This is a genomic window from Bradyrhizobium sp. S3.12.5, from assembly GCF_040548225.1.
In the GTDB taxonomy this organism is placed as follows: Bacteria; Pseudomonadota; Alphaproteobacteria; order Rhizobiales; family Xanthobacteraceae; genus Bradyrhizobium; species Bradyrhizobium cytisi.
The window spans coordinates 222,619-234,770 of record NZ_JBEPRF010000011.1 but is presented as its reverse complement, the minus strand read 5'-3'; the positions used below and the strand labels follow the sequence as shown (position 1 = coordinate 234,770).

General features: G+C 64.5%; 13 protein-coding genes. 8 read left to right on the top strand and 5 right to left on the bottom strand.

Annotated features, from left to right (window positions below):
* The first annotated feature begins 204 nt into the window (after positions 1-204).
* The 4 genes from rpsF (at position 205) to rplI (ending at position 2,716) form a co-directional block, all read left to right on the top strand.
* Positions 205-705, top strand: a complete 501-nt coding sequence (gene rpsF / locus ABIC09_RS18530) for a 30S ribosomal protein S6 (protein ID WP_354036082.1) — start codon at positions 205-207, stop codon at positions 703-705.
* A gap of 5 nt (positions 706-710) precedes the next feature.
* Positions 711-950, top strand: coding sequence for a 30S ribosomal protein S18 (gene rpsR, locus ABIC09_RS18525; protein WP_007592020.1), 240 nt, complete (start codon positions 711-713; stop codon positions 948-950).
* Between the two features lie 128 nt (positions 951-1,078).
* Positions 1,079-2,062 carry a DUF2232 domain-containing protein gene (locus ABIC09_RS18520; protein ID WP_148752937.1) on the top strand — a complete coding sequence of 328 codons (984 nt, stop codon included), beginning with the start codon at positions 1,079-1,081 and terminating at the stop codon, positions 2,060-2,062.
* Positions 2,063-2,110: 48 nt separating this feature from the next.
* Positions 2,111-2,716 carry a 50S ribosomal protein L9 gene (rplI, locus tag ABIC09_RS18515; RefSeq protein ID WP_148752936.1) on the top strand — a complete coding sequence of 202 codons (606 nt, stop codon included), beginning with the start codon at positions 2,111-2,113 and terminating at the stop codon, positions 2,714-2,716.
* Positions 2,717-2,753: 37 nt separating this feature from the next.
* Here the strand turns inward: rplI and ABIC09_RS18510 are convergent, their stop codons facing one another.
* The 3 genes from ABIC09_RS18510 to ABIC09_RS18500 all read right to left on the bottom strand — a co-directional run bounded on the left by ABIC09_RS18510 (position 2,754) and on the right by ABIC09_RS18500 (position 4,974).
* Positions 2,754-3,221, bottom strand: a complete 468-nt coding sequence (locus ABIC09_RS18510; RefSeq protein ID WP_148752935.1) for a PaaI family thioesterase — start codon at positions 3,219-3,221, stop codon at positions 2,754-2,756.
* Positions 3,218-3,829: a TetR/AcrR family transcriptional regulator gene (locus tag ABIC09_RS18505; RefSeq protein ID WP_354110138.1), complete on the bottom strand. Its 612-nt coding sequence runs from the start codon at positions 3,827-3,829 to the stop codon at positions 3,218-3,220. Before ABIC09_RS18505 ends, ABIC09_RS18510 begins: the two co-directional genes overlap by 4 nt.
* A gap of 101 nt (positions 3,830-3,930) precedes the next feature.
* On the bottom strand, positions 3,931-4,974 hold the full coding sequence (locus tag ABIC09_RS18500; RefSeq protein WP_354110137.1) for a hypothetical protein: 1,044 nt from the start codon (positions 4,972-4,974) through the stop codon (positions 3,931-3,933).
* Positions 4,975-5,251: 277 nt separating this feature from the next.
* Between ABIC09_RS18500 and ABIC09_RS18495 the strand changes: the two genes are divergently transcribed.
* The 3 genes from ABIC09_RS18495 to alr all read left to right on the top strand — a co-directional run bounded on the left by ABIC09_RS18495 (position 5,252) and on the right by alr (position 10,094).
* The gene (locus ABIC09_RS18495) at positions 5,252-6,502 is read left to right on the top strand and encodes a cyclopropane fatty acid synthase (protein ID WP_354110136.1); all 1,251 of its coding nucleotides are present in this window, start codon (positions 5,252-5,254) and stop codon (positions 6,500-6,502) included.
* A 759-nt stretch (positions 6,503-7,261) separates the two neighbouring features.
* Positions 7,262-8,770, top strand: coding sequence for a replicative DNA helicase (locus ABIC09_RS18490; RefSeq protein ID WP_354036071.1), 1,509 nt, complete (start codon positions 7,262-7,264; stop codon positions 8,768-8,770).
* A 46-nt stretch (positions 8,771-8,816) separates the two neighbouring features.
* On the top strand, positions 8,817-10,094 hold the full coding sequence (gene alr / locus ABIC09_RS18485; protein WP_354110135.1) for an alanine racemase: 1,278 nt from the start codon (positions 8,817-8,819) through the stop codon (positions 10,092-10,094).
* 160 nt (positions 10,095-10,254) lie between these two features.
* Here alr and ABIC09_RS18480 read toward each other — a convergent pair whose 3' ends face one another.
* A complete protein-coding gene (locus ABIC09_RS18480) occupies positions 10,255-10,473 on the bottom strand; it encodes a cysteine rich repeat-containing protein (RefSeq protein ID WP_148752929.1) in 219 nt (72 codons plus the stop codon).
* Between the two features lie 41 nt (positions 10,474-10,514).
* On the opposite strand from ABIC09_RS18480, the gene ABIC09_RS18475 reads away from it, so the two are divergent.
* Entirely contained in the window at positions 10,515-11,285 is a 771-nt protein-coding gene (locus tag ABIC09_RS18475; protein WP_354110134.1) for an exodeoxyribonuclease III, read from the top strand.
* 34 nt (positions 11,286-11,319) lie between these two features.
* Here ABIC09_RS18475 and ABIC09_RS18470 read toward each other — a convergent pair whose 3' ends face one another.
* On the bottom strand, positions 11,320-12,135 hold the full coding sequence (locus tag ABIC09_RS18470; protein WP_354036177.1) for a DUF4886 domain-containing protein: 816 nt from the start codon (positions 12,133-12,135) through the stop codon (positions 11,320-11,322).
* Positions 12,136-12,152: the final 17 nt, after the last annotated feature.

The following is a 12,152-nucleotide window of genomic DNA, read 5'->3' as shown; positions in this document are numbered from 1 at the left end:
AAATCCGTATAACGCCCGCATCCGCAGACCCCGGCCGGGAGCTGAACGGACGGTCTCAGCAAATCATTCGTGATTTTGGTGTGGCAGGGCCAGTCGGCCCGTCGTCCCGTGTTTCCGCCTTCTGAGCTTAATCCCAGAGTCCTTTCCGAAGGTCTCTTAAGGGCTTGACGCCGGGCGATGCGCTAACACGAGGAAAGGACGACTATGGCTCTCTATGAGCATGTTTTTCTCGCGCGCCAAGACGCGAGCACGCAGCAGGTCGAAGAGCTGACTGCGCAAATGACCGGCATCGTCGAGGGTCTCGGCGGCAAGGTCACCAAGACCGAGAATTGGGGCGTTCGCTCCCTCACTTACCGCATGAACAAGAACCGCAAGGCGCATTTCGTGCTGCTCAACATCGACGCGCCCTCCGCGGCGATCGCCGAGATCGAGCGCCAGGAGCGCATCAGCGAGGACGTGATCCGCTATCTCAGCGTCCGCGTCGAAGAGCTCGAGGAAGGCCCGTCCGCGATGATGCGCAAGGCTGACCGCGATCGCGAGCGTGACGACCGTGGCGGCGGCTTCCGCGATCGTGAAGGTGGCGGCTTCCGTGGCGACCGCGAAGGCGGTTTCCGTGGTGGCGATCGTGATGGCGGCGGCTTCCGCGGCGATCGCGGCCCGCGCCGTCCACGCGACGAAGCTGAAACCACGACGGGTGGGGAGTAAGACCAATGGCTGAAGCTGGTGCACGCCGTCCGTTTTTCCGCCGCCGCAAGAGCTGCCCGTTCACGGGAGCCAATGCGCCGAAGATCGACTACAAGGACTCCAAGCTGCTGATGCGTTACGTCTCCGAGCGCGGCAAGATCGTGCCGAGCCGCATCACCGCGGTGTCCGCGAAGAAGCAGCGTGAGCTCGCCCGCGCCATCAAGCGCGCGCGGTTCCTGGGCCTGCTGCCCTACGTCATTCGCTAAGACAAATTCGACCGGCGGCGATCGCGCCGCCGGTCGTGACCTTCTGAACTCATAAGGCTTCCGGGTCGTCCGGTCGCCGATGGTTGGGGCAAAACGCCTCTAACCGCTCGAAGGGAGCGGGACAGCTGATGATGGTATTTGGACTGATAGCCCTGATCGCCGGCGCTGCGTCGGCCCTGATGTTCGCCTCGATTGTGTCGGGCGCACTGATCTCGCTTGTCCTGGTTTACCTCGCTCCGCTGCCGCTCATGCTCGCCGCGATCGCCTGGGGACCGCTCTGCGGTGCACTTGGTGGCATCGTCGCGACGCTCGTCATCGCTGGCGCGCTCAGCCCGCCCCTCGCCCTCGGTTACGGTTTCGCGTTCGCGCTGCCGGCCTGGTGGCTTGGCCATCTCGCCATGCTGGGAAGACCCGTGACGCTGGGAAGACCGGCAAGCGGCACCGCGGGCTCGGATGCGGCTTCGGTCCAGGTCGAATGGTATCCGCTTGGACGCATCCTGCTCTGGATTGCGGCGCTGGCGACGCTGCTGACCGCGGGATCGCTGTATTCGCTGGGCAGCGATGCGTCGGCCATCAGCGATGCGATGCGCCGCGGCTTCGCCAAAATTCTTTCAATGGTGAGCGAGACGACCGTTACGGAGAGTGATCCTCGCGTCGGCCTGATGGTCGCAGTCATTCCGGTTCTAGTCGCGGCATCGCAGATGGCGACGCTGACCTTGAATCTCTGGCTTGCCGCCAAGGTCGCGGCTGTTTCAGGTCGGCTGCATCGGCCCTGGCCGGACCTCAGCAGCACGAGCTTGCCGCCGATGACGCTGGTGGCACTCTGTGTCGCGCTTGCGTTCAGCTTTTTCAGCGGGATGACCGGCATTCTCGCCGTCGTCGTCACGACCGTCGTGATGATGGCCTATGCGCTGGTCGGCCTTGCCGTTCTGCACACCATCACGCGCGACCTCGCCAATCGCGGAATTTGGCTCGCCTCCGCCTACGCCATCCTCTTCATGTTCAGCGTGAGCCTCATCCTGCTGACCGCCCTCGGGCTTGCGGACGCCGTGTTCGGCTTCCGCGAGCGCTTCCTGCGCAACCGGCAACCGCCGCCATTGCCGACGACTTAAGTCCAACCTGAAAACTGAAAACCCAGAGCACTTCAAAGGAGAACGAATATGGAAGTCATTTTGCTGGAACGCGTGAACAAGCTCGGCCAGATGGGCGAAGTCGTGAAGGTTCGCGACGGCTATGCCCGCAATTTCCTGCTCAAGCGCGGCAAGGCGCTGCGCGCCACCGCCGACAACCGCGCCAAGTACGACGGCATGAAGGCCGACCTCGAAGCTCGCAACCTTGCCTCGAAGGGCGAGGCGTCCAAGATTGCCGAGAAGGTCCAGGGCAAGAACATCATCGTGATCCGTCAGGCCTCCGAAGCCGGCCAGCTGTTCGGCTCGGTGACGGTGCGTGACGTCGTCACGGCGTTCGAAGCCGATGGCGTTTCGCTCGACCGTCCGCAGGTGCAACTCGACGCGCCGATCAAGACCATCGGCAAGCACACCATCACCGTCGCCATTCATCCCGAGGTCGAGGTTGAGGTTTCCGTCACGGTTGCGCGCAGCCAGGACGAGGCTGAGCGCATCAACCGCGGCGAGGACATCTCGACCCGCAACGAGGACCGCGACGCGGCCGCCGAGGCGATTGCTGCCGCCGGCGAGTTCTTCGATCCGGAAGCTCAGCACGACGACGCCGAGCCCGCTCCGGCTGCGGAAGAGACCGAGAAGTAAGCTTCGCGCTCGCGCTAGCTTACGAAGCCCGGCTGCCTCAGGCAGCCGGGCTTTTCGTTTTGGGCGCGACATCCTCGCTCAGGATGGCGATCGAGGCGAGTGCCGTTGCAGTGTGCTTCTCGACACCATCGCTGACGCAGAACACGTCGGCCGCGACCACGGAGACCTGACGGCCCGGTTTGATCACCCTCGCACGACAGATCAGCTTGTCGCCGATCGCCGGCGACAGCAGATTGAGCTTGTATTCCGCGGTCAGGGCCGCCTGCCCACGCGAGGTCGCGGCCGCGATGGTCGTGGCGTTGTCGACCAGAAAGGCGGTGACGCCGCCATGGAAGAAACCATGCTGCTGCAACAGCTCCGGCCGACGCTCGACCGCAATCGTGCAAGCGCCCCGCGACAATTCGGAGAGCTCGGCGCCGACCAGTTTCATAAAGCCCTGCCGGCCGACATTGGCGTGGATGCGCTCGGCAATCGGAGTGAACTCGGGATCAGCTTCTTTGCTCATGTCGCCACTCCTTGCCTGGTGTTGAGGCGGCCGGGCGGCACCAGCGCACGGATGGCGCAGGCGATCAGCGTGTCGGCCTCACCGCGCGGATCGGCGCGATCGCGTCCGGACAGAAAGGCACGGCAGAAGATCTGTGCCGGGCCGATCAGCTGGCTGACGAACATCACCGGTGTCATTGGCAGAAGCTCGCCGCTTGCGACCAGCGGCGCGCGCCAGCGCCCGATGCCTTCCGCGAGCCGCGCATTCTGCGCGCGCTGGGCGTCGCGGACGTCCTCACCCCACTCGTTGCACGAGATCTCGAAGAGATAGCGCGCCTCGCGGCGGCTCAGCACGACCCAGTCGAGATGGGCGCGGATCAGGCGATCGATGCCCTGCTCCGCATCGGCGCTTTGATCCAGTGCGGCAAGCATCGCGGCGTGATAGTGCCGCAGCACCTCCAGAAACAGCGCGCCGGCGAGCTCCTTCTTGGAGCCGAAGACATGAAAGAAGCTGCCGTTGGAGGCACGGGCCTTGGCGCGGATCGCGGCCACCGTCGCGCCCTCGAAGCCCGACCGGTCGAACACCGCGAGCCCCGCAGCCAATAGATCGTCGCGAACGCCGGATGACATCGCCACCTCCTAGAGTGATACTCTAGAGCACGGCTCTAATCGCGGTCAAGACGACGTGAAGCCCGCGCTGGGCGCGGCCTTCGCAGATCGACGGGATGGGCTTATCGGGAGATCGGCGGCGCGGGCGGACTGGAGGACTCGGCGGGTGCAGGTGACGGCGCCGCGGCGGGCGCAGACGGTGCCGGCTCGGCCGGCTTCGCCGCCGGTTCGGAGCTGGGCGCGGGTTCGGCCGGCCTGGAGACGGCCGCTTCCGCAGGCTTGGGCGCCGCCGGTTCAGCCGGCTTGGCGGCCGCCGGCAGGGCCGGCGTCACCTGCGGCACCGGATCGGGGCGCAGAGCCGGCGTCTCGCCGGCGCGCGGCTCGACCTTGGCGCTCTCCGGCTTGGCCTCTGTCGGCTTCTCGGCCGGCTTGGCGCTCTCGGACTTGGACTCGTCGCGCCCGGAATCGACCTTGGCGCTCTCGCTCTTTGGTTCAGTCGGGGGTTCGGTCTTGGATTCGGTCTTGGACTCGGCTTTGGAATCGACCTTCGGCTCAACCTTCTGCGCGGCTGCGTCGTCGGTCTGCGGCTTGCCGCGCTTGCCCATGCGCTTGCCTTTCCGGCCCTCGGGCGGTTGTTCGGTGGTGGCCTCGGGCTTGGCACCTTCCTTGGCACCTTCCTTGGCGCCCTCCTCGCTCGGCCGCGCCGCGCGCTTCTGACGGCCCTCAGGCGCCGGGCTAGCGCCCTCGCCCTCCGGCTTGGCGGCTTCTTGCGAGCGCTGGCGGCGGCCCTGATGATCGGGCGCCTGGGCCGGGTTGGTGTTGGCGTCCTTCTCCTTGGCGCCGTCCTTCTTGTCCTTGCCGTCCTTGCCGTCCTTGGATTGGTAGCGGGCGTCGGTCGCACCGTTGGACACGAGGTAGGAGGCCAGCACGCCGGCCATGTCGGGGCTGGTCGTGTAGTGCTGGCGCAGGAAACCCGGTAGCGACCCTGGCGAAACCGTCTTCAAAAGACCCCTCGGGCTCTTGTGGCAGGCATTGCAGGTCTGCGCGAAGATCTGGGATGGGGCCTTGCCGGCCTCGAGGTTCGTCGCCTGCGCCAAGATGGCATCGGAGGCGCCGAAGCCGATCAGAAACAGCACCGTGGCGAGGCTGAGCGCTCGGCTCGACATTCCCATCATCTCCATTGAAATCCGATAGATACGGCCGGCGTGCGGGCGCGGCGGCGGTCACCTTTTAGCCGATTGCGCTGCGAATGGAAGCGCGCTCATCAAGCATGCAATTACGCGTTTTTCGAATATCGGGTTTGAACACAACGCATTAGTGGGACGGTCGCAGGCTGCCTAGGTTTAGATGCGAACGCATTGGAACCGCACCGGGTCCCTAAGCGTCAGTATGGGTGCCGGGCTAGTCGCATCTTTTCGGGTTCGCTCGATAGGTGGGGTGTTGATGGACCGCTTGTTGCGTAGATTCTTGTCTCAGTTCATCCGCCGCGGGTCGATGACAGTGACCACGGCCGGCGGGATGAAGTTCAGCGTCGGCGACGGTTCCGGCGAGCCGGTTGAAATCCGCTTCGTCACTGCCGACGCACAAAGGAGAGTCCTCATCAATCCCGAGCTCGGGCTTGGCGAGGCCTTTATGAACGGCGAGTTCGTCGTCGAGCGCGGCAGCATAGCCGATGCCCTCGCGATCCTGCTCGGTCAAGCCGACCTGTTGCCGCACTGGGCAAAACCCTGGTGGCACCTGCGTTATCTCGTCCGACATCTGAGACAGTTCAATCCGCGGGCACGCGCGCGCAGGAATGTCGCGCATCACTACGATCTCGATGCGCGGCTCTATTCGCTCTTCCTCGACGCCGACAAGCAATATAGCTGCGCCTATTTCGAGACGCCGGACGCCACGCTCGACGACGCACAACTCGCCAAGAAGCGGCACGTCACCGCAAAGCTGCTGGTCAGTCCCGGCCAGCGCGTGCTCGATATCGGCTCTGGCTGGGGCGGACTTGGCCTCTATCTTGCCGAGATCGCAGGCGCCGAGGTGACCGGAGTGACGCTATCGACAGAGCAGTTGCAGATTGCCAACACGCGCGCCGCCGAAAAAGGTCTGACGCAACAGGCGCGCTTCCTGCTTCAGGACTATCGCGACGTCGATGGCCCGTTCGACCGCATCGTCTCGGTCGGCATGTTCGAACACGTCGGAGCCGGATTCTACGACATGTATTTCCGGCGCTGCGCCGAATTGCTCAGCGAGGACGGCGTCATGCTGTTGCACTCGATCGGCCGTTCGCAAGGGCCGGATTCGACCAATCCCTGGATCGCCAAATACATCTTCCCCGGCGGTTACATCCCGTCGCTCTCGGAAGCGCTGCCCGCAATCGAGGCCGCCGGGCTCCTGGTCTGCGACATCGAGATCCTGCGCCTGCACTACGCCGAGACGCTGAAGGCCTGGCGGGAACGTTTCATGGCGCGGCGCGAGGAAGCCGTGCAGCTCTACGACGAGCGCTTCGCGCTGATGTGGGAGTTTTATCTTGCGGCCTCCGAGATGACCTTCCGCAAGCAGGGCATGATGAACTTCCAGATCCAGCTTACCAGGCGCCAGGGTGTGGTCCCCATGACCCGCGACTATATCGCGCACGAGGAAGCCCGGCTCCGCGCCCTTGAGGGCGGCGCCAGACCGAAGCTGAAGCTCGCCGGTGAATGAATTCTAATGACGTAAGGTCGAACTCGGGAAGAGCCGCAAAGACGCCGGCAACGCCAGCTGGGCGCGCAATGCCGCGAGAGTTTCGGGTGCGACCGGCAGGCGCCGCTGGTCCGGCTGCGCGGCACGCTCCATGGCGGCGATGAGCCCGGACAGCCAGAGCCGGCTGCCTGCCTCGCTTCGCCAAACCTTTAGCTGCCGTTCTGGCCGCATCGCTTGCCTCGTCTCCCTGATGGCAGGTTACGGGAGACAATTCCCTACCCGCCAGTCCTGTTCCGGAGGTACCCCGAAAGAACCCGGGGAGATGTGATCTGCTTCACATAAGTCCGGTCGGTCCTTGGGTTAGATCGTCGCCATGAGCAAAGAGACCCAAACCTCATTCGACGTGCAGGACGACCTCCGAACCGATTATGCCCTGATCGCCACCGGCGTCGGCGCGGCCCTGGTGGCGCTGGTCTACCTCCTGCTGGTCTGAACCTGCGCTGGAAGCGCCAGCGCGCCCTGTCGCGCGCTCTTCAATACGTGTGCACCTCAATCCATTAGGTTCACGAATTCCGGATATTTCCGTGGCGCGGCCATGACCCGCCTCCGGACGCGGCGAGTTCCGCAAAAATCCGTCAAGCGCGGCGCGTGCCGGGGCTGCCAGTCATCCACCATTTTAACTGAGCGGTTGATAGCGACCAGCTTTTGCTTCCGCTTTCAGCTGAGGCGGCGCTTTATCCCGGCCCCGCATCCGCCCCAGAAAATTGCTATCGCTCGACCATGGCCCTGACTGATTCGAACGTCCTCAAACTCGCGCCCGAACCCGGAACTCCCGCTTATCGGAGTGCGCCGCATAATATCGAGGCGGAACAGAGCCTTCTGGGCGCGATTCTGGTCAACAATGACGCCTTCTATCGTGTCTCCGACTTCCTGGAGCCGAAGCACTATTTCGAGCCGCTGCACCAGACCATCTTCGAGACCGCCGGCAGCCTGATCCGGATGGGCAAGATCGCCACGCCCGTGACGCTGAAGACGTTCCTGCCCGCCGACACCGATGTCGGCGGCATGACCATCGGACAATATCTGGCGCGGCTCGCGGCCGAGGCGACCACCATCATCAACGCCCAGGACTATGGGCGTACCATCTATGATCTTGCGCTGCGCCGAGATCTCATCGGCATCGGCGAAGACATGGTCAATGTCGCCTATGACGCACCGGTCGATTTCGCGCCGCGGGCGCAGATCGAGGACGCCGAGCGCCGGCTCTACGAGCTCGCCGAGTCCGGCCGGTATGACGGCGGCTTCCAGAAATTCTCGCAGGCGTTGGCGGTCGCAGTCGATCTCGCGGCAAAGGCGTTCCAGCGCGACGGAAAGCTGTCCGGCATCTCCACGGGTATGCGCGACCTCGACACCAAGATGGGCGGCCTGCAGCACTCCGACCTCATCATCGTGGCCGGACGCCCGGGCATGGGCAAGACGTCGCTGGCGACCAACATCGCCTACAACGTCGCCAAGGCCTATGTCGGCGAGCTCCAGGCCGACGGCACCATGAAGGCCGCCAATGGCGGCGTGATCGGCTTCTTCTCCTGCGAAATGTCGGCCGACCAGCTCGCCACGCGTATCGTGGCCGAGCGCACCGGCATTCCCTCCTCCCACATCCGCCGCGGCGGCATCTCGGAAGCCGATTTCGACAAGATCAGGGAGGTCTCGATCGAGCTGCAGTCGCTGCCCTTCTATGTCGATGCGACCGGCGGCCTGTCGATCGCGCAGCTAATGGCGCGCGCGCGTCGGCTGAAGCGCCAGAAAGGCCTCGATCTGCTCGTGATCGACTACATCCAGCTGCTGTCCGGAAGCGGCAAGCGGAGCGAAAACCGCGTGCAGGAAATCACGGAGATCACGACAAGCCTGAAGGCGCTGGCGAAGGAACTCAACGTCCCCGTGATTGCACTGTCGCAGCTGTCGCGTCAGGTCGAATCCCGCGAGGACAAGCGGCCGCAGCTCTCCGACTTGCGTGAATCCGGATCAATCGAGCAGGACGCCGACGTCGTGCTGTTCGTTTATCGCGAGGAATATTACCTCGCGATGAAGGAGCCACGCCCGGGCACGCCCGAACACGAGAAATGGCGCCTGGACATGGACCTTGCGTACGGCAAGGCCGAAGTCATCATCGGCAAGCAGCGCCACGGCCCGACCGGCACTGTCGATTTGGCGTTCGAAGCCTCGGTCACGCGGTTCAGCGACCTCGCGCCTGACAGTCAGATGCCGGCTCGCAGCGGCAACGACTACTGAGTTCCTTGAACCCGACCTGCCTCTTGCGTAAAACGGCGCCATGACAATGGCGTCCGACCCTAACATGATCCCGCAATCCGGCCTTCTCTCCTCGGAGGCCAATCAGGCTGCCGCGCTCGCAGCCCACGGCGGCGTGCTCACCGTCGATCTCGACGCCATCATCGCGAACTGGCGCAAGCTCGAGAAGACGGCCGTGCCGGCCGAGTGCTCGGCGGTGATCAAGGCCGACGCTTACGGCTGCGGCACCGCGCAGGTCGCGAATGCGCTGAACAAGGCCGGCTGCAAGACCTTCTTTGTCGCCACCATCGAGGAGGCGCGCACGGCCCGCGCGGCGGTACCGGACGCCACGATCTATGTGCTCGGCGGCTATTTCCAGAACACCGGCGAGCACTACGCCAAGATCAACTCCCGTCCCGTGATCGGCGACCTCAACGAGCTCGCCGAATGGGACGTGTTCTGCCGCCGCACCGGTTGGTCCGGCGGCGCCGCGATCCATATCGACACCGGCATGAACCGGCTCGGGCTGACGCTTGCGGAGGCGCAGGCCATCATCCCCCGCATCAATGCCGGCGATCATGGCATCACGCTGGTGATGAGCCATCTGGTCTCGGCCGAGCAGCTCAACAGCCCCGTCAATGCCAAGCAGCTCGCGGCGTTCCGCAGCATCGCCAGCGAATTCTCCGGCGTGCCGGCGGCGCTTGCGAATTCGTCAGGCATTTTCCTTGGGGCGCCCTTCCAGTTCGATCTGGTTCGGCCGGGCGCCGCGCTCTACGGCGTCAATCCGACGCCGGAGGCCGACAATCCGATGCAGCCGGTCGTCGACCTCAAGGCGCGCATCGTGCAGATCCGCACTATTGAGCGCGGCGAAAGCGTTGGCTATGGCGGCACCTGGACCGCGCGGCGACCGACCAAGCTCGCGATCATTGCGGTCGGCTATGCCGACGGCTATTTCCGCGCGGCCAGCTCCAATGACGGCACCCGCGGCGCCGAAGTGATCGTTGCCGGCAAGCGCTGCCCGGTGGCGGGTCGCATCTCCATGGACCTGATCGCGATCGACATCACCGACCTCCCGCCGAACGCGGCACGGCGCGGCCACATGGTGACGCTGCTCGGCGACGGCATCACCGTCGACGAGCTCGCCCATCATTTCGGCACGATCGGCTATGAGGTGCTGACCAGCCTCGGCCACCGCTACGCCCGCGTCTACAAGGGCGGCAATGTCGTGGAGCCGCTGGCAAAGCCCGAGCCCGCGCAGGCTGCCGAACAGCCGCCCTCCCCGCCATCGGTCGAGCAGCCGGCAAGCCCGCCGCCGCTGCCGAGCTAGAGCACACGTCCGTGCCCCGGACGCAGCGCAGCGCTCCTTCGGCGGTGCGCTGCAGATCCGGGGCCCCATCTCTCAACAGCATACCGTGTCGCTTTCTGGGTCCCGGCTCTGCGGAGCAGCGTTGCACGCTGCACCGCGTCCGGGACACGAGAGTGGGTGCTTACTTCTTCTTCCTGCTGTCCAGCGCTGCCTTGCAGGTCGTGCTGAGCTGATCGCGCTTGCCGTTGAGGCAGGCCACGATGCCGCCGCCGGGCGCGATGCCGGAGCAGAATTTGTCGTAGTCCGCCTTGCATGCGCCGCGCGGATCGGCCGATTGTGCGGAAGTGGCCCCGGAGAGTGCGACGACGAATGCGATAGCGGCAAAGCTCAACTTGGACATTGTATCTCCGGTGTCGGGACGTGCGAGGCGATCAGCTCTACATGAAGATTGCGACATTCAACATCAACAACATCAACCGCCGCCTGCCCAATCTGCTCGCATGGATGCGCGCGGCGAAGCCGGATGTCGTCGCACTCCAGGAGTTGAAGGCAAGTGATGGCGAATTTCCGGCAGCGGCAATCGAAAAGGCCGGCTACGGCGCAGTCTGGCGCGGACAGAAGACCTGGAACGGTGTCGCTATCCTCGCCCGCAACGCCCAGCCGGTGCTGACGCGCGACCGGCTGTCGGGACGGCCCGACGACCAAGAGGCGCGCTACATCGAAGCTGCCGTGCGCGGCGTCATCGTCACCAGCATCTACTTGCCGAACGGCAATCCGCAGCCCGGGCCGAAGTTCGACTACAAGCTGGACTGGCTTGCGCGGCTGAGACGCCACGCCAAGACCTTCATCAAGCAGGAGCTGCCCGTCGTGCTCGCCGGCGACTTCAACGTTGCGCCTGATGAGATCGACATCTATCCGACCCGGTCATGGGACAAGGATGCGCTGATCCAGCCGAAAAGCCGTGCGGCGTTCGCCTCGCTTGTCGAGCAAGGCTGGTGCGATGCGATCCGTGAGCTGCACGGAGACAAGCGCATCTACACCTTCTGGGACTACAAGCGAAACCGCTGGCCGCGCGATGCGGGCCTCAGGCTCGACCATCTGCTGCTCAGCCCTACCCTCGTCTCACGCCTGGCAAAGGCCGGCGTCGACAAGAAGGTTCGTGGCGAGGATGGTGCGAGCGATCATGCTCCGGCCTGGGTGGTGCTGAAATAAGCGAGGTGCTGTAGGGGCAAACGAGCGCCGTGGATCACCGCCCGTAATAATCCTGCACCGTGTCCCACGCCGCCTTCTGCAGCAATTGCACCGTCTCCTGATCGATCCCCATCGTGTAGGAATTGCCGACCGGCGAGCGGCCGGTCAGCGCGGCCAGCGTCACGCAGGCCGCGAGATAGGTGCCGGCGGGACTCGGATGCCGCTTGTCCGGCGCATAGAGATTGAGCTCCGGCTGCAGCTTGCGCACGCGCGCAAACGCGAGGCCCGCGGGAATGACCAGCATATCATTGGCATTGCCGGCGATCGTATAGGCCTCGGCCAGCCCCTCCGTCATTTCCGGCTTGTCGAGATAGGCCCAGGACATGAACAGCACCGGCCGCATGCCGTGGCCGCGAACAATCTCGCTGTCCTTCCTGGCGAAGGTCGTGAACGCGTCCTTCAGTTGCGGATGGATCGGACATTGGCTGCAATCCATCATCACGACGGCATCGAACTGTTTGCCCGGCTTGTTGAAGACGACAACGTTCTGGTCGTCGAAGGAATAAGCACCGAGACCGCCCGGCCGCAGCAGATTGTCCATGTCATGCCAGTCGAGGCCGGAGCCGCCGATCGTGGCCATGGTGTTGCGATAGGCACCCTTGTTGGCATCATCCGCAGCCCGCTCCATGAAGGAGAGATGCCCGGGCATGCCGTTGTTGTAATAGAAGAAGCTGTTGCCGACGAACAGTGCGGCCTTTGGAAAGTCCGGTCCGAGGGTCGTGACCTTCGGCTTCGTCTGCGCTTGCGCATCGAAGCCGGCTGCAAAGGCCAGACAAATCGCGAGCATCACTCGCGCAAAGAGACGCATGATAGCTTCCTCCCCTTTTT